This is a genomic window from Enterobacter cloacae complex sp. IR53030, from assembly GCF_049238365.1.
GTDB lineage: Bacteria > Pseudomonadota > Gammaproteobacteria > Enterobacterales > Enterobacteriaceae > Enterobacter > Enterobacter kobei.
In genome coordinates this window covers 36,258-52,734 of record NZ_JBMKHA010000010.1, presented here as the reverse complement: position 1 = coordinate 52,734, position 16,477 = coordinate 36,258, and the positions used below count along the sequence as shown (strand labels likewise).

The 16,477-nt window shown below is 55.4% G+C and carries 15 protein-coding genes; 8 read left to right on the top strand and 7 right to left on the bottom strand.

Going from position 1 to position 16,477, the window contains the following annotated elements:
* The first annotated feature begins 185 nt into the window (after window positions 1-185).
* Window positions 186-1,250 carry an AI-2E family transporter gene (locus ACOTXR_RS12205; RefSeq protein ID WP_058691223.1) on the top strand — a complete coding sequence of 355 codons (1,065 nt, stop codon included), beginning with the start codon at window positions 186-188 and terminating at the stop codon, window positions 1,248-1,250.
* 95 nt (window positions 1,251-1,345) lie between these two features.
* Here the strand turns inward: ACOTXR_RS12205 and bcp are convergent, their stop codons facing one another.
* Window positions 1,346-1,816 (bottom strand): thioredoxin-dependent thiol peroxidase, encoded by a 471-nt coding sequence (gene bcp, locus ACOTXR_RS12200; RefSeq protein ID WP_014884768.1) that lies wholly within the window; start codon window positions 1,814-1,816, stop codon window positions 1,346-1,348.
* Complete coding sequence (locus ACOTXR_RS12195) at window positions 1,816-2,385, bottom strand: glycine cleavage system transcriptional repressor (RefSeq protein ID WP_014884767.1); 570 nt, start codon at window positions 2,383-2,385, stop codon at window positions 1,816-1,818. Before ACOTXR_RS12195 ends, bcp begins: the two co-directional genes overlap by 1 nt.
* Before the next feature lie 145 nt (window positions 2,386-2,530).
* Here ACOTXR_RS12195 and dapA point away from each other — a divergent pair, with 145 nt between their 5' ends.
* The 6 genes from dapA (at window position 2,531) to ypfH (ending at window position 8,994) form a co-directional block, all read left to right on the top strand.
* The gene (gene dapA / locus ACOTXR_RS12190; RefSeq protein ID WP_200923645.1) at window positions 2,531-3,409 is read left to right on the top strand and encodes a 4-hydroxy-tetrahydrodipicolinate synthase; all 879 of its coding nucleotides are present in this window, start codon (window positions 2,531-2,533) and stop codon (window positions 3,407-3,409) included.
* A 16-nt stretch (window positions 3,410-3,425) separates the two neighbouring features.
* On the top strand, window positions 3,426-4,460 hold the full coding sequence (gene bamC / locus ACOTXR_RS12185) for an outer membrane protein assembly factor BamC (RefSeq protein ID WP_014884765.1): 1,035 nt from the start codon (window positions 3,426-3,428) through the stop codon (window positions 4,458-4,460).
* A 109-nt stretch (window positions 4,461-4,569) separates the two neighbouring features.
* Complete coding sequence (gene purC, locus ACOTXR_RS12180) at window positions 4,570-5,283, top strand: phosphoribosylaminoimidazolesuccinocarboxamide synthase (protein WP_008501631.1); 714 nt, start codon at window positions 4,570-4,572, stop codon at window positions 5,281-5,283.
* A 120-nt stretch (window positions 5,284-5,403) separates the two neighbouring features.
* Window positions 5,404-6,273, top strand: coding sequence for a neutral zinc metallopeptidase (locus tag ACOTXR_RS12175; RefSeq protein ID WP_032635896.1), 870 nt, complete (start codon window positions 5,404-5,406; stop codon window positions 6,271-6,273).
* On the top strand, window positions 6,273-8,225 hold the full coding sequence (locus ACOTXR_RS12170) for a tRNA(Met) cytidine acetyltransferase TmcA (RefSeq protein ID WP_222834864.1): 1,953 nt from the start codon (window positions 6,273-6,275) through the stop codon (window positions 8,223-8,225). The genes ACOTXR_RS12175 and ACOTXR_RS12170 overlap by 1 nt, the downstream gene beginning before the upstream one ends.
* A gap of 73 nt (window positions 8,226-8,298) precedes the next feature.
* Window positions 8,299-8,994 carry an esterase gene (gene ypfH, locus ACOTXR_RS12165; protein ID WP_023338628.1) on the top strand — a complete coding sequence of 232 codons (696 nt, stop codon included), beginning with the start codon at window positions 8,299-8,301 and terminating at the stop codon, window positions 8,992-8,994.
* A gap of 61 nt (window positions 8,995-9,055) precedes the next feature.
* On the opposite strand, the gene ACOTXR_RS12160 is transcribed toward ypfH, so the two are convergent.
* The 3 genes from ACOTXR_RS12160 to ACOTXR_RS12150 are packed head-to-tail and all read right to left on the bottom strand — an operon-like array spanning window position 9,056 to window position 10,765.
* Entirely contained in the window at window positions 9,056-9,253 is a 198-nt protein-coding gene (locus ACOTXR_RS12160; protein WP_014171111.1) for a YpfN family protein, read from the bottom strand.
* A 24-nt stretch (window positions 9,254-9,277) separates the two neighbouring features.
* Complete coding sequence (gene dapE, locus ACOTXR_RS12155; RefSeq protein ID WP_014884761.1) at window positions 9,278-10,405, bottom strand: succinyl-diaminopimelate desuccinylase; 1,128 nt, start codon at window positions 10,403-10,405, stop codon at window positions 9,278-9,280.
* A gap of 3 nt (window positions 10,406-10,408) precedes the next feature.
* Window positions 10,409-10,765 carry an ArsC family reductase gene (locus tag ACOTXR_RS12150; RefSeq protein ID WP_014884760.1) on the bottom strand — a complete coding sequence of 119 codons (357 nt, stop codon included), beginning with the start codon at window positions 10,763-10,765 and terminating at the stop codon, window positions 10,409-10,411.
* 387 nt (window positions 10,766-11,152) lie between these two features.
* Between ACOTXR_RS12150 and ypfM the strand changes: the two genes are divergently transcribed.
* Entirely contained in the window at window positions 11,153-11,212 is a 60-nt protein-coding gene (ypfM, locus tag ACOTXR_RS12145) for a protein YpfM (RefSeq protein WP_015572204.1), read from the top strand.
* Between the two features lie 108 nt (window positions 11,213-11,320).
* Here ypfM and acrD read toward each other — a convergent pair whose 3' ends face one another.
* Both acrD and narQ read right to left on the bottom strand, forming a co-directional pair.
* Window positions 11,321-14,434 carry a multidrug efflux RND transporter permease AcrD gene (acrD, locus tag ACOTXR_RS12140; RefSeq protein ID WP_014884759.1) on the bottom strand — a complete coding sequence of 1,038 codons (3,114 nt, stop codon included), beginning with the start codon at window positions 14,432-14,434 and terminating at the stop codon, window positions 11,321-11,323.
* A 142-nt stretch (window positions 14,435-14,576) separates the two neighbouring features.
* Window positions 14,577-16,271, bottom strand: coding sequence for a nitrate/nitrite two-component system sensor histidine kinase NarQ (gene narQ, locus ACOTXR_RS12135; protein WP_421767036.1), 1,695 nt, complete (start codon window positions 16,269-16,271; stop codon window positions 14,577-14,579).
* Window positions 16,272-16,477: the final 206 nt, after the last annotated feature.

Genomic DNA, 16,477 nt, shown 5'->3' with positions numbered 1-16,477 from the left:
CGATGAACCGCCATATCGTTCATCTCTGCTGCCCTGCGAGTGTAGCTGTGTTACAGCATGAAGAAAATCCCATTCATCAGGCTTTTGCGGATTGTGACAGGGATACAAAAAGCGAAAGTCTTTTTTGTGACAGTTAGATACAATTCACCGTCTCACTCCCGCCATTCGATTCAGGGAAGGGTTGTATGCTCGAAATGTTAATGCAGTGGTACCGGCGTCGGTTCAGTGACCCGGAAGCCATTGCTTTGTTGGTTATTCTGGTTGCCGGATTCGGTATTCTGTTCTTCTTCAGCGGCCTTCTCGCGCCTCTGCTGGTGGCGATTGTGCTGGCGTATCTGCTGGAGTGGCCAACGGCGCGCCTGGAACATATCGGTTGTTCTCGTCGCTGGGCGGCGAGCATCGTCCTGGTGCTGTTTGTCGGCATTTTGCTGTTGATGGCCTTCGTGGTGATGCCCGTGGCCTGGCAGCAGGGGATCTATCTGATCCGCGATATGCCCGGCATGTTGAATAAGCTCTCTGATTTCGCCGCCACCCTGCCGCGCCGTTATCCCGCGTTGATGGACGCCGGTATCATCGACGCGATGGCGGAAAACATGCGTGCCCGCATCATGACGATGGGCGACTCGGTGGTGAAATATTCGCTGGCCTCACTGGTGGGGCTGCTCACTCTGGCCGTTTACCTCGTGCTCGTGCCGCTGATGGTTTTCTTCCTGGTCAAAGATAAAGACCAGATGCTTAACGCCGTGCGGCGTATTTTGCCGCGCAACCGCGGGCTGGCGGGGCAGGTCTGGGAAGAGATGAACCAGCAGATCACTAACTACATTCGCGGCAAGGTGCTGGAGATGATGGTGGTGGGGGTAGCAACCTGGATTGGTTTCTTGATCTTCGGCCTCAACTACTCGCTGCTGCTGGCCGTGCTGGTGGGATTCTCGGTCCTGATTCCGTACATCGGCGCGTTTGTGGTCACCATTCCGGTGGTGGGCGTCGCGCTGTTCCAGTTTGGTCTGGGGACGGAGTTCTGGAGCTGCTTCGCGGTGTACCTGATTATTCAGGGGCTTGACGGGAACCTGCTGGTACCGGTGCTGTTCTCCGAAGCGGTAAACCTGCATCCGCTGGTGATTATCTTATCCGTGGTGATTTTCGGCGGGCTGTGGGGGTTCTGGGGCGTGTTCTTTGCGATTCCGCTGGCCACGCTGATTAAAGCGGTGGTGCATGCATGGCCGGATGTACCGGCGGTGGAAGAGAAGTAGATTTTGTGCGGGCTGATGCCCTCACCCCAACCCTCTCCCACGGGAGAGGGAGCAAACATTAAAAAAGGCAACTGACGTTGCCTTTTTGCTGTTGATCAGGCGTTTGCTTTTAGCCAGTTCAACACCACGTCGTGGTGATTACTGGTTTTGAAGTCGTCAAACACATGTTCAACTTTACCGTCAGCGTCAATCAGGAAGCTGATGCGGTGAATGCCGTCATAGGTTTTACCCATAAACGTTTTCTCACCCCAGACGCCAAACTGCTCGCAAACCTGGTGGTCTTCGTCGGAAAGGAGCGTGAAGTTCAGCAGCTCTTTTTCCGCAAATCGTGACAGCTTTTCTGGTTTATCGGTGCTGATACCCAGCACTTCCACACCGACTTTTTTCAAGTCGTCCATGTTATCGCGTAAGCCGCAGGCCTGTACGGTGCAGCCGGGGGTCATGGCTTTCGGGTAGAAATAGACCAGAACACGCTGTCCCTGGAAGTCGGTCAAATTTACTTGCTCACCGTCTTGATCCGGTAAGCTAAATTTCGGTGCGATGTCACCGGCTTTCAGTGGATTCATTACTCAACTCCATCCTGTTCGTGCTGCGAATAATTGACGACGCTTATACTGCCCTGCGCGTTTAATTCTGTACAGAGGGCTTTGAACGCTTGCTCGATATTTGACGCATCCTGTGAGGCAGGGCTGTGTGCAGTGATTTGAATAAAGAGCGTGGGAACGGTGCTCTCGTCGCCCGGTTGCGTGCGGGAAACGAGCTCGGCAATGTTCATCTGATGGCTGTCGAACAGCGCGGTAAAACGCTCGATCAGATGCGGGGAATCAGTGACTTCAACCTGCACCCAGACGGTAGCGGGCATGGCCGGGCGCGGGCGCGCGGTAGTGCGTTTCATCACGATCAGCAAATCCAGCTCCGCGCCTTTCAGCGGCAGGGTGGATTCAATAAGGGTAATGGCATTCCATGTTCCGGACAGCAGCATGATAAACGTGAACTCTTCGCCGAGCATTGCCAGACGGCTGTCTTCGATATTACAGCCGCAGCTACTCACGTGACGGGTGATGGTGTTCACGATACCCGGCCTGTCGGCACCCAGCGCAGTGATAACCAGGTAATGTTGTGATGAGGTTGTCAAACCTGTTCTTCCTTTGCATGGTTAAGTCTTCCTAAGGAAAGCATAAAAAAAACATGCATACAACCGCCTGAGGGCCTCAGGTCGCTTGCTTTTATTACAGTTCCAAACGTACCATTGAGGCTCTTGTTCGCACAGAGGATGGCTCATGTTCACGGGAAGTATTGTCGCGCTTGTAACACCGATGGATGAAAAAGGTAACGTCTGCCGGTCTAGCATGAAGAAGCTGATTGATTACCATGTCGCCAATGGAACCTCGGCGATCGTTTCGGTAGGGACTACCGGTGAATCTGCAACGCTGAGCCACGAAGAGCATGGCGATGTGGTTATGCTGACCCTGGAGCTGGCTGACGGACGTATTCCGGTCATCGCGGGGACAGGCGCTAATGCAACCGCAGAAGCGATCAGCCTGACCAAACGTTTTAACGACAGCGGCATCGTAGGCTGTCTGACGGTGACCCCTTATTACAACCGTCCTACCCAGGAAGGTTTGTTCCAGCACTTCAAAGCCATCGCTGAACATACTGACTTGCCACAAATTCTGTATAATGTGCCGTCCCGTACTGGCTGCGATATGCTGCCGGAAACCGTTGGCCGTCTCTCGGAAGTAAAAAATATTATCGGTATTAAAGAGGCGACAGGGAACTTAAGCCGCGTTCATCAGATCAAAGAGCTGGTTTCAGACGACTTTATCCTGTTGAGTGGTGATGATGCGACCGCGCTGGACTTTATGCAGCTCGGTGGTCATGGCGTGATCTCCGTAACGTCAAACGTTGCGGCGCGCGATATGGCTGAAATATGCAAACTGGCCGCAGCCGGTCACTTTGATGAGGCACGCGTCATTAACCAGCGCCTGATGCCGCTGCACAATAAATTATTTGTCGAACCCAATCCGATCCCCGTGAAATGGGCGTGTAAGGAGTTGGGACTTGTAGCATCCGATACGCTGCGTTTGCCAATGACACCGATTACCGACCACGGTCGCGACATCGTCAGGGCAGCGCTGAAGCATGCCGGTTTGCTGTAAAGTTTAGGGAGATTTGATGGCTTATTCAGTACAGAAGTCGCGCCTGGCGAAGGTTGCGAGTGTTTCGCTTGTTATGCTGCTCGCTGCCTGTAGTTCAGACTCGCGCTACAAGCGCCAGGTGAGCGGTGATGAATCCTATCTGGATGCGACCCCGCTTGCTGAACTTCATGCACCGGCTGGTATGATCCTGCCGATTCAGAACGGCGATTATAATATCCCCGTCACCAATGGCAGTGGCCTGGTGGGTAAAGCGCTTGATATTCGTCCACCAGCTCAGCCTCTGGCGCTGGTCAGCGGAGCGCGTACCCAGTTCACCGGTGATACGGCGTCTCTGCTGGTTGAAAGCGCGCGCGGAAGCAATCTGTGGCCACAGGTGGTGAGCGTTATTCAGGCGAAGAACTACACCATTGATAAACGCGATGACGCCAGCCAGACCTTAACCACCGACTGGATCGAGTGGAACCGCCTGGATGAAGATCAGCAGTACCGTGGACGTTATCAAGTCTCCGTTAAACCACAGGGTTATCAGCAGGCGGTTAACGTTAAGCTGTTAAACCTGGAGCAGGCGGGCAAACCGGTTGCGGATGCCGCCTCCCTGCAGCGTTACAGCACTGAAATGCTGAACGTGATTGCCGCGGGTCTGGATAAGACTGCCACTGATGCCGCAAATGCGGCGCAGAGCCGTAACGGCGTCACCTTCGACGTTCAGAGCGGCGCGGACGATACCGGCCTGCCAATGCTGGTGGTGCGTGCACCGTTTAACCAGACCTGGCAGCGTCTGCCAGCGACGCTGGAAAAAGTGGGCATGAAAGTGACCGACAGTACCCGTTCAACCGGTAGCATGACGGCAACCTATAAGCCACTGTCCGACAGTGCATGGCTGGAGCTGGGCGCCAAAGATCCTCAGCTTGCCTCCGGTGATTACAAGATTCAGGTAGGCGACCTTGATAACCGCAGTAGTCTGCAGTTTATCGATCCAAAAGGTCACACGCTGACCCAGTCGCAGAACGATGCGCTGGTCGCTGTCTTCCAGGCAGCATTCAGCAAATAAATACGAGGGCGGGTTAATCCCGCCCTTTTTATTTTCGTGCCACGCAAACGTGTGCGTGGCATAATATGCCCAGTTTTGAACACAAATCATCACACCAGGAGTAATGAAGATGCAGAAGCAAGCTGAGTTGTATCGTGGCAAAGCGAAGACCGTATACAGCACGGAAAACCCGGATCTGTTGGTGCTCGAGTTCCGCAATGATACGTCAGCAGGGGATGGCGCGCGCATTGAGCAGTTCGATCGTAAAGGCATGGTGAACAACAAGTTCAACCACTTCATTATGACCAAACTGGCCGAAGCGGGTATCCCGACTCAGATGGAAGCGTTGCTGTCCGATACGGAATGTCTGGTGAAAAAACTGGATATGGTTCCGGTTGAGTGCGTTATTCGTAACCGTGCAGCGGGCTCCCTGGTGAAGCGTCTGGGTATTGAAGAAGGTATCGAACTGAATCCACCGCTGTTCGACCTGTTCCTGAAAAACGATGCCATGCACGATCCGATGGTCAATGATTCCTACTGCGAAACCTTCGGCTGGGTCAATAAAGAGAACCTGGCGCGCATGAAAGAGCTGACCTACAAAGCCAACGACGTGCTGAAAAAGCTGTTTGACGATGCGGGCCTGATCCTCGTCGACTTCAAGCTGGAGTTCGGTCTGTTCAAAGGCGAAGTGGTGCTGGGTGATGAGTTCTCCCCGGACGGTAGCCGCCTGTGGGACAAAGAAACCCTGGATAAAATGGACAAAGACCGTTTCCGTCAGAGCCTGGGTGGCCTGATTGAAGCCTATGAAGCGGTTGCTCACCGTTTAGGCGTTAAGCTCGACTAACTCCCTCACTTGCCAAAGGATGTTTGCATCCTTTGGCGTCTTACCTTTGTTTCCTATGGTAATCTTGCCGTTAACCGCCTACGATCATAGCTATTATTAATGGGATAGTTCGAGGTGGTTATGCGCTGGCAAGGGCGTCGTGAAAGTGACAATGTAGAAGACAGGCGCAGTGATGGCGGCGGCGGCCCTTCAATGGGGGGACCCGGCTTTCGGCTACCCAGCGGCAAGGGCGGTCTCATCCTGCTGATTGTGGTGCTGGTCGCAGGTTATTACGGGGTCGACCTCACCGGTTTGATGACCGGTCAGCCGCTGCAACAGCAACAACAGTCTCCGCGCTCCATCAGCCCGAACGAAGATGAAGCGGCCAAATTTACCTCCGTTATTCTCGCGACCACTGAAGATACATGGGGTCAGCAGTTCGAGAAGATGGGGCGCACCTATCAGCAGCCGAAACTGGTGATGTACCGGGGCGCAACCCGTACCGGATGTGGTACCGGTCAATCTGTGATGGGGCCGTTCTACTGCCCGGCAGATGGCACCGTCTATATCGATCTCTCTTTTTACGATGACATGAAACGCAAGCTTGGCGCTGACGGTGATTTTGCCCAGGGCTACGTGATCGCGCATGAAGTCGGGCACCATGTGCAGAAGCTGCTGGGCATTGAGCCAAAAGTGCGTCAGCTACAGCAAAATGCGTCTCAGGCTGAAGTGAATCGTCTTTCCGTCAAGATGGAACTGCAGGCGGACTGCTTCGCAGGCGTCTGGGGGCACAGCATGCAGCAGCAGGGCGTACTGGAATCCGGCGATCTTGAAGAGGCATTAAACGCGGCGCAGGCCATCGGCGATGACCGTCTTCAGCAGCAAAGCCAGGGACGTGTCGTACCGGACAGCTTCACTCACGGTACGTCGCAACAGCGTTACAGCTGGTTTAAACGCGGTTTTGACAGCGGTGATCCTGCCCAGTGTAATACCTTCGGCAAAGCCATGTGATGGTGTCGTTTGCACATCTGATACGCGAGCTTGAGCGAACCGGGCACCGCCGTCTGGTGGTGCTCATGGGCGATGAGCCGTGGACGCTGAGCCAGGCCACAGCCCTGCGTGATGCTTTACCGGGAGACTGGCTGTGGCTGAATGAAAACCCGTCTAAAGCCATCGGCGGACTGTTAGGACGCGAATACCTGCATGCTGTGTTTGACGCGCATGCCGGGTTTGACGTCTCCGCATTCGCCGCACTCAGCGGAACGTTGCGCGCCGGGAGCCTCCTCGTACTGCGAGTACCACCGTTCTCTGGCTGGGCCGACAGGCCAGACAGCGATTCTGTGCGCTGGAGTGACAGCGCAGAGCCGATCGCTACCCCGCACTTTGTTCACCATTTTTGCCGGACGCTTGCCGCCGATACGGATGCGATCGTCTGGCAACAGCATCATCCCCTGACGCTTCCCGCTGCGCCAGATTTACCCGCCTGGCAGCCCGCCAGCGGTGAGCCGCAGCGTGAGCAGGCGGCGATCCTCGACGCGCTTTTGGTCATGCCTGCGGGCATCGCTGCCGTGACGGCACCTCGCGGACGCGGAAAGTCAGCGCTGGCGGGGATGCTGCTGGGCAGCATCCAGGGGAGTGCGGTGGTGACGGCCCCGGCGAAAGGCGCAGCGGATGTCATCGCGCGTTTCGCGGGCGAGCGTTTTCACTTTATGGCACCCGATGCGCTGCTGGACTCCACGCTGCAGGCCGACTGGCTGATTGTCGATGAAGCGGCAGCCATCCCAGGCCCGCTGCTGGAGAAGCTGGTGACACGCTTTCCCCGCGTATTACTGACCACTACGGTTCAGGGTTACGAAGGGACGGGAAGGGGATTTCTGCTGAAGTTCTGCGCCCGATTCAGTGGGTTGCAGCGTTATACCTTATCCACCCCCATTCGCTGGGCGGCCGGATGTCCGCTTGAACGGATCGTGGCGAATACGCTGCTGTTTGACGATGCGCTTATCGACCACAAACCGGAAGGTGAGGTGTCTGTAAGGTCTCTGGAGCCACAAGAGTGGGAGAGCGACCCGGCACGAGTGGCAAGCGTTTATGAACTGCTCTGTGCTGCCCACTACCGGACCTCACCGCTCGATTTACGCCGGATGATGGACGCCCCCGGCCAGCACTTTGCTGTTGCGGACGCGGGGGCTGATATTGCGGGCGCGATCTGGCTGGTGGACGAGGGCGGATTGTCCCCCGAACTCAGCCGGGCGGTGTGGGCTGGCTCTCGTCGTCCACGCGGGAACCTTGTGGCGCAGTCGCTGGCGGCGCACGGCGGAACGCCTCTTGCGGCGACGCTGGAAGGCCGACGGATTAGCCGCATTGCGGTTCATCCCCGTCGTCAGCGGGAAGGCATCGGTCAGCGGCTGATCCTGAACGCCAGCGGTGAAGATTATCTCTCCGTGAGTTTTGGTTATACCGACGAGCTGTGGCGTTTCTGGCAGCGGTGCGGGTTTGTGCTGGTGCGAATGGGCAGCCATCGGGAAGCCAGCAGCGGGTGTTACACGGCGATGGCGCTGCTGCCGCAGAGCGAAGCCGGGCATCAACTGTGTACGCAGGCACATCGGCGTTTATGCCGCGATATGCGCGTCCTGTCGGCCTGGAATGGCGAAAAGATCCCGGTGACTGATGCCTGGGAAGCTACCCTTAATAGTGAAGACTGGCTGGAGCTGGCGGGGTTTGCTTTTGCGCACCGGGCGTTTTCAACCTCGGTAGCCGCGCTGACGCGGTTGCTGTTAGCCACAGATATGTCGCTTCCGGCGCTGCGCGGGAAAATCGAGGGGAGAAGCAGAAGCGAAGCGGTCGGGCGAAAAGCGTTACTGGCAAAGCTTCGCGAAGAAACCGCGCAAGCGCTTGAGAGCCTTGATTATTCGCGCTGTCAGCAGTTGAAAGCAGACATTTTGCAATGGCAATTTTTTCAATGACTTCTTCAGTAAAGTGGCATGGTCATTACCCCGCATAGGCGTAAAATCCTGCTCATCAATTAAGGAGACCGCCATGAAACACGACCATTTTGTTGTTCAAAGCCCTGACAAACCGGCTAAACAGTTACTGCTTCTGTTTCATGGTGTTGGCGATAATGCCGTCAATATGGGGCAGATTGGTAGCTGGTTTGCGCCTGTTTTCCCTGAAGCATTGATTGTCAGCATCGGCGGCGTAGAACCGTGTGGTCCGAACGGACGACAGTGGTTCCCGGTTCAGGGCGTGACGGAGGAGAACCGTCAGGCGCGCATTGATGCCATCATGCCCACGTTTATCGACATCGTACGCTACTGGCAGCAGCAGAGCGGCGTGGGTGCTGACGCGACCGCGCTGATTGGCTTCTCGCAGGGATCTATCATGTCCCTGGAAAGTGTGAAAGCGCAGCCGGGTCTGGTTTCACGGGTGATCGCGTTTAACGGCCGCTTTGCGACGCTGCCGACGAGTGCGACCACGCAGACCACGATCCATCTGATCCACGGTGGTGAAGACCGGGTCATTGAGCTTTCACATGCGGTTGCCGCTCAGGAAGCATTGATTCGTGAAGGTGGAGATGTGACGCTGGATATCGTTGACGATCTGGGCCATGCGATTGACGACCGCAGCATGCAATTCGCGCTCGATCATCTGCGTTATACCGTGCCGAAGCACTACTTTGATGAAGCGCTCAGCGGCGGTAAGCCGAATGACGATGATATTGTTGAGTTTATGTAGCCTCACCCCCAGCCCCTCTCCCCACAGGGGCGAGGGTTAGGGGGAGGGGTGAGATTAACAATTACTTCTTCTGGTCTTTCTTCGGCCAGTCGTCGTCATCGTCCCACTTGTCGTTAAAATCGCGGTGTGGCGGGAGATCCGGCTTGTTCGCAAGAAACTTTTTGTGGTCAACGCGCTTAAGGTCTTTAATCACGTTGAGCAGTACGCCGACCAGAAACACCAGCACCAGAATCCACCAGTACTTTGAAAGCCAATCCATTCGCTATTCCTCTCAGAGCATTCGTCAGGCGACGAGTTGCTCCATAATACGTTGATACATACGAGCCAGCAGTTGCAAATCTGCCGCATTAACACACTCATTTATTTTATGAATGGTTGCGTTTACTGGCCCCAGTTCGACAACCTGAGCTCCCATACGGGCGATAAAGCGTCCGTCTGAAGTGCCACCCGTCGTCAGCAGTTGTGGCTTAATTTCATTATAGTGCTCGATGGCGTTCACTACCGCATCAACCAGTTTGCCGCGCTGCGTCAGGAACGGCTGGCCGGAAAGCCACCAGTCCACGGTGTAGCGCAGGTGATATTTTTCCAGCAGCGCGACAACGCGCGCTTTGATCATCTCATCGGTCAGTTCGGTGCTGAAGCGGAAGTTGAACTGGACGAAGAAATCCCCCGGGATCACGTTGTTGCTGCCGGTCCCGGCCTTGACGTTAGCAATCTGCATACTGGTCGGGGGGAAGAACTCGTTACCTTTATCCCACTCAATCGCCACCAGTTCGCTCAGCATTGGCGCAGCGCGATGAACGGGGTTATCGGCCAGATGTGGATAAGCAACATGTCCCTGAACGCCGTGAATGGTCAGGTTACAGGTCAGTGAGCCACGGCGACCGTTTTTCACGACATCGCCCACCACTTCGGTACTGGACGGCTCGCCGACCAGACAGTAGTCGAGACGCTCGTTGCGCGCCATCAGCGCTTCAACCACCTTCACGGTACCGTTATGGGCACTGGCTTCTTCGTCGGAGGTGACCAAAAACGCGAGACGGTTTTTGTGGTTCGGATGCTGAGCCACGAAGCGTTCAGCCGCGACCACCATCGCTGCCAGCGAGCCTTTCATGTCTGCCGCGCCGCGGCCAAAGAGCATGCCATCGCGGATGGTCGGTTCAAACGGCGGGTTAATCCAGCGATCTGCGTCACCTGCGGGAACGACGTCAGTATGCCCGGCAAACGCCAGCGTTTCACCCTGGCCGCGCCACGCCCAGAAGTTCTGAGTATCGCCAAAATCCATGCGTTCAACGGTAAAACCGATGGCACGCAGGCGCTCAATCATTAATGCCTGACAACCTGCGTCGTCCGGGCTAAGGGAAGGACGGCGAATAAGCTGTTGAGTCAGCTCAATGACCGGGCATGACATACACTACACCTCAACGAAAAAGTCAGAATAAAGGGTTTCACTGAAACCCAGCAGCATAGGCTGACCTGGCTTGCAGAGCAATGGGCGTTTGATAATTGCCGGCATTTCACGCATCAGTTTTGCCGCGCTGTCGGCATCAACGATGCTGGCGCGCAGGGATTCGTCCAGTTTACGCCAGGTGGTACCGCGGGTGTTAAGCAGTGCCTCCCAGCCCAGTTCATTGATGGCGTTATGCAGAAAATCTGCATCAAGCCCATCGGCACGGTAATCGTGGAAGCGGTACTCGATGTGGTTCGCTTCCAGCCAGCGGCGGGCTTTTTTGATGGTGTCGCAATTTTTAATGCCGTACATCACAACCATGGTGAATCCTTTTGTCCTTATGACCATTAAATGTTCAATAAATTCGAAGATATATCCTTAAGTAGAATATAACACATTCAGGAATACTCTGGATTTACACGTCTGCTTAATTCAACGCACATCTGTACGCTGAATATTCTTTCATCATTTAAGCATAGATGTCCACCGGGTATAAATTGCTAACAAACTCAGCGGGTAAAATAAAGCTCACCCGTTCGTAGGGTTATTTCAAAATATTGCTGGCCGTCACACAAAATTTAAGATTCTCCATTCATATTTATCATAAATCCCCAACGGTGGCGGGGTACAATCACAGCAATTGGTTAAATAGTCTTCACAATGATGATACGTTTTCGTAGAATGCGCATAATAATAAGAGAGGTTGTTATGATTGAACGTGAACTGGGGAACTGGAAAGATTTTATCGAAGGCATGCTTCGTAAATGACATTCAGTAAGAATTGCAAGAGCACTTAAATAAGTAAAATAATCATAGTGTGAATTAATCACACAATAAAAAGGCGGCTGATAAAGCCGCCTTTTTTATGGCTGAATGTTATTCCTGCCGCTCTCTGAGCGGGAAGCGACGACGCACCAGCACAAAGAACAGCGGCACGAAATAAATGGCCAGGATGGTGGCCGAAATCATGCCCCCCATTACCCCGGTACCGACCGCGTGCTGGCTGCTGGAACCTGCACCCGTGCTGGTTGCCATTGGCAATACGCCAAAAATAAAGGCCAGCGAGGTCATCAGGATCGGGCGCAGTCGCTGACGGCAGGCATGTAGCGTGGCGGCCATCAGCTCGTGGCCTTTGGCATTCATCTCGTTGGCAAACTCAACGATCAGAATGGCGTTTTTCGCCGACAAGCCGATCACCGTCAGCAGCCCGACCTGGAAGTAAACATCGTTTTCCAGGCCGCGCATCCAGGTTGCCAGCAGCGCACCGATAACCCCAAGCGGTACCACCAGCATGACCGAGAACGGAACCGACCAGCTCTCATACAGCGCGGCAAGGCAGAGGAACACCACCAGCAGAGAAAGGGCATAAAGCGCGGGGGCCTGCGCGCCGGAGAGACGTTCCTGGTAAGACATGGCCGTCCATTCCAGACCAAAACCGGCGGGCAGCTGTTGCACCAGTTTTTCCATGGTGTCCATGGCCGTGCCGGTACTTACGCCCGGCGCGGCTTCCCCGACGATTTCCACCGCAGAATAACCGTTATAGCGCTCCAGACGCGGCGAACCGCTCTCCCAGCGCGAGGTGGCAAACGCCGAGAAGGGAACCATCCCGCCGCTGTTATTGCGTACAAACCAGCGGTTAATATCATCCGGCAGCATGCGGTACGGCGCGGCGGACTGAACATATACTTTTTTGACGCGACCGCGATCCATAAAGTCGTTCACATAGCTCGAGCCCCACGCCGTTTGCAGGGTGTCGTTGATATCGTCGATGGAGACGCCCAGCGCCTGCGCCTTACGCTGGTCGATATCCACCTGAAGCTGCGGGCTGTCGTCCAGGCCGTTGTGGCGCACGCGGGTCAGGCCAGAATCATTACCTGCCAGCGCTAACAATTTGTCGCGTGCCGCCATCAGCGCATCGTGACCCGCGCCGGCGTGATCCTGCAGCTCCATATCAAACCCGGCAGAACTCCCCAGGCCGCTGATAGCTGGCGGACTGCTCGCAAAGACGCGCGCCTCTTTAATACGGGAAAAGGCTTTAGTGGCACGTTCAATGATGGCAAATGAGGTTCCCGTTTGGGTGTCCCGTTCATTCCAGTCTTTCAGACGGACAAACATACGGGCGACGTTCTGTCCGTTCCCGCCCGGGCCGGAGCCAACGGTCGAAAAGACCGACACAACGTTATCTTTCTCGTGGGTGAAGAAGTACTGCTCTACGTTTTGGACCACTTTCAGCGTCTGCTGCTGCGTTGAGCCGCTCGGGAGCTGCACCGAGGTGATGAACATCCCCCGGTCTTCCATCGGCAGGAACGAGGTGGGCAAATGCAGAAACAGCCACACCATGCCGCCCAGCAGTACAACGTAAATCATCATCCAGCGCAGGCTGCGGTGCAGCACTTTACCGACCGCAGATTCATACCGGGCGGCATTGCGGTTGAACATCCGGTTAAACCAGCCGAAGAACCCTTTCTGACCGTGATGTTCCCCTTTGTGCAGCGGCTTGAGGAGGGTGGCGCAAAGCGCAGGGGTGAGGATCAGGGCCACCAGTACGGAGAGTACCATTGCTGAGACGATGGTTATCGAGAACTGGCGGTAAATCGCGCCGGTCGTGCCGCCGAAGAAGGCCATCGGGATAAAGACCGCCGACAACACCATCGCAATGCCGACTAACGCCCCCTGAATTTGTCCCATGGATTTTCGCGTGGCCTGGCGCGGGGAAAGACCTTCTTCGCTCATGATGCGCTCGACGTTTTCGACCACCACGATGGCATCATCCACCAGCAGGCCAATTGCCAGCACCATGGCAAACATCGTCAGGGTGTTAATGCTGTACCCGAACGCGTAAAGCACCGAAAAGGTACCCAGCAGCACCACGGGGACGGCAATAGTGGGGATCAGCGTGGCGCGGAAGTTTTGCAGGAACAGATACATGACCAGGAATACCAGGGCAATCGCTTCCAGCAGGGTCTTTACCACATCCTCAATCGAGGCTTTTACGAAGGAAGTGGTTTCATAGGCGACTTTATACTCCAGCCCGTGCGGGAAATACTGCGACAGCTCATCCAGACGGTCCAGCACCAGTTTCGCCGTCGCCATTTCATTTGCGCCGGAGGCCAGCTTAATCCCAAGGCCAGAGGCCGGGTTGCCGTTAAATCGGCTCAGGTAGTCGTATTTCTCAGCACCCATTTCCACCGTCGCCACATCGCTCAGACGCACTTCTGAGCCATCCTGATTCACGCGCAGGGTGATGTTGCGGAACTGGTCCGGTGTCTGAAGCAGGGATTGCGAATTAATGGTGGCGTTCAGGGCTTGTTTATCAACGGAAGGCGTTCCTCCCAGTTGCCCCACGGCAATTTGTGCGTTCTGGGCTTTGATGGCATCCGTCACGTCGGTGGCCGTCATCTGATAGCTGTTCAGCTTGTTGGGATCGAGCCAGATACGCATGGAGTATTGTGAGCCGTAGGCGTCGATATCCCCCACGCCGTTAATACGGCTGAGCGGGTCCTGAATATTACTGGCGACGTAGTCCGCAATGTCCTGTTTATCCATTGAGCCATCGGTGGAGACAAACGCGATGGTCAAAATGTTGGTATCACCGGTTTTACGTACGGTAACGCCCTGGTTCTGCACCGCCTGGGGCAGCTTACGCATAGCCGACTGAAGCTGGTTTTGTACCTGCTGCACCGCTTCGTCCGGGTCGGTGCCCGCCTTAAAGCTCAGGGTAACCGTCGCTTGTCCCGTGGCGCTGCTTTGCGAGGACATGTACATCAGGTTATCCAGACCCGTCATGTTCTGCTCGATAACCTGCGTCACGGTGTTTTCCAGCGTTTGTGCGGAAGCGCCGGGGTAGTTTGCGGTGACACGCACATTAGGCGGTGCCAGATCGGGATATTGCTCAACAGGAAGAGAAGTAATCGCCAGGACACCTGTCAGACACAACAGGATGGCAAGCACCCAGGCAAAAATGGGGCGATCGATGAAAAAATTCGCCATGTAAAAGTGACCTCGTTTTGCTGCACGTCATTATTGTTTATTGCCCGCCTAACTTTAGCGGTAAGGCCCAGGTCAAACGTGGAGAAATAAAGGAGATAGTGTAAATTATCATGCGCTTTTCCCTGCGCTTGCCTCTTTACCGTTATTTACCCGTTAACGGCGCAGGTACCGGGAACGTCACGCAGACCAGCGTGCCGCCGTTTTGCGGTTGCGAAAAGTGCAACATGCCTCCGAGTCGTTGTGCGCGCTCACGCATAATGTTCAGTCCGTAGTGTCCGGGCGGTTCGCTTGCCTCGCCAATCCCGATGCCGTTGTCGCGAATGCTGATGCTGTGCGTGCCATCCACCGCCGTTACGCAGCTAACGGTAATTTCGCTGGCCTGGGCGTGCTTAATCGCATTCAGAACGGCTTCCCGGACGATCTGCAATAAATGCACCTGTTTCTGGGCGTCAAGCGCCAGGGAGGAGAGACGACAGTCGAGGTGCAGCCTGGCCTGCGTCTGGCTCTGCAGGGCATCGAGAGACTCCTGCAGCGCTGCGGGTAAATTCGCATGATTTAACGTCAGCCGGAAGGTCGTCAGCAGCTCGCGCAGCTGCTGCCAGGCGTTGTTCAGCTCGCGGGAGAAGTCGGTGATGATAGTTTGCGCGGGAGCATTATCCGCTGGCAACGCGCGTTTAAGCAGGGCAAGCTGGATCCGCAGATAAGACAGCACCTGCGCCAGCGAATCGTGCAGTTCCCGGGCGATGGTGGCGCGTTCTTCCATCAGCAGCAGCTGCTGGTAATGCTTTTGCGCCTGGTTAAAGTACAGCCCGCGCCCGAGCATGGTCGCCACGCTTCTCATCAGCGGGAGGGGAACGCTGTCCGTCTCGCTTTGCCAGCGCAGTTCACCGTAAAGGGTGTCCTGCATCAGTACCGGCAGATTTTGCATCGGGATGCTGCCCGACGCGGTCCCTTCACACAGTCGCCAGTCGTCGCTGGTGCGGAGTTCCAGGTAATTCATCTGAGTGTATTCATGGACAATCTGCAATATGTGCCGAAAACAATGGCTGTCTATCTGCCCCGTATTCAACGCCTGGGAGCATTTAAACAGCATGTCGAGCTGCTGGTGGGCTTCGTGCAAATGTCGCGTCTTTTCCGCCACGGAAGCTTCAAGCGACCGATAAAGGGTGTGTAGCTCCCCCGACATATGGTTGAAAGCGCGGGAAAGTTGGCCCAGCTCGTTGGGTAGGGCGGTATCCGGCGCAGGCGTCGTAAATTCTCCTCGCTCAATCCGCTCGCTGGCCGCCACCAGATTATTCAGCGGTAATACGACCTGGCGGCGGATACGCCGCAGGGTAAACAGCGTCAGCAGCAGGATCCCGAGGGCGCCAGCCAGAGAGAGGAGGGTCACTGTCTGGATTTTATGTTCACTGTAATGCTGGAGGGCGAGCACAAAGGCATCAATGCGGCCGACAAAATCCTCAATATGCGCGGCATACCATGCGCTGTCACCGCGGGCGATGTGCTTATCCATTTCCAGCCAGGCAAACTGCAGTTGCTGGTAGCGCGTTTTGACATTGCCCGGAACGTACCAGCGGTTCAGCTTTTGCAGGGAAGGTGCGCTTAATGTCTGCCGCCAGTTCTCACGATGCGCCATAAGGGAAGGGCTGTTACGCTGCATCTCGTAACCGAGACGATAGCTCTGCATGCGCAGTGAACCCGCAACGTTGATGGCTTCAGCGTCGCGCTGGCTGCTGGCAAGGGTCAGTAGCGCGACGCTGCTGGTCAGCACGGAGAGAACAATTATCGAAAAGAAAGCCCAGGCAAGGCTTCCGGAAACGGGTCGCTTAACGGCCACAGAACGGCTCTCTGGGAGAAATAATCAGACGTTTCGGGCAGGTGTACATTGCCTGATAACGCAGTGATGAGTAAACACTTTATTCATACGTACAGTAAGGTTATTGCGCCTGGCGCAACCGGAAACATCATCCAGCGAGAAACGCGCCGTCTGAACCCACGGGCGACAAAGCGAGCGTCACGGCGTAGTATAAACAGACTCATTTT

What these genes read in the sequence shown, in the direction of transcription:
- ACOTXR_RS12170 (WP_222834864.1), top strand. Translation starts at nt 6,273, where the DNA reads ATGGTGTCGTTTGCACATCTGATACGCGAGCTTGAGCGAACCGGGCAC.
- bcp (WP_014884768.1), bottom strand. Translation starts at nt 1,816, where the DNA reads ATGAATCCACTGAAAGCCGGTGACATCGCACCGAAATTTAGCTTACCG.
- dapA (WP_200923645.1), top strand. Translation starts at nt 2,531, where the DNA reads ATGTTCACGGGAAGTATTGTCGCGCTTGTAACACCGATGGATGAAAAA.
- ACOTXR_RS12205 (WP_058691223.1), top strand. Translation starts at nt 186, where the DNA reads ATGCTCGAAATGTTAATGCAGTGGTACCGGCGTCGGTTCAGTGACCCG.
- ACOTXR_RS12150 (WP_014884760.1), bottom strand. Translation starts at nt 10,765, where the DNA reads ATGGTTGTGATGTACGGCATTAAAAATTGCGACACCATCAAAAAAGCC.
- ACOTXR_RS12160 (WP_014171111.1), bottom strand. Translation starts at nt 9,253, where the DNA reads ATGGATTGGCTTTCAAAGTACTGGTGGATTCTGGTGCTGGTGTTTCTG.
- purC (WP_008501631.1), top strand. Translation starts at nt 4,570, where the DNA reads ATGCAGAAGCAAGCTGAGTTGTATCGTGGCAAAGCGAAGACCGTATAC.
- ypfH (WP_023338628.1), top strand. Translation starts at nt 8,299, where the DNA reads ATGAAACACGACCATTTTGTTGTTCAAAGCCCTGACAAACCGGCTAAA.
- dapE (WP_014884761.1), bottom strand. Translation starts at nt 10,405, where the DNA reads ATGTCATGCCCGGTCATTGAGCTGACTCAACAGCTTATTCGCCGTCCT.
- ACOTXR_RS12175 (WP_032635896.1), top strand. Translation starts at nt 5,404, where the DNA reads ATGCGCTGGCAAGGGCGTCGTGAAAGTGACAATGTAGAAGACAGGCGC.
- acrD (WP_014884759.1), bottom strand. Translation starts at nt 14,434, where the DNA reads ATGGCGAATTTTTTCATCGATCGCCCCATTTTTGCCTGGGTGCTTGCC.
- bamC (WP_014884765.1), top strand. Translation starts at nt 3,426, where the DNA reads ATGGCTTATTCAGTACAGAAGTCGCGCCTGGCGAAGGTTGCGAGTGTT.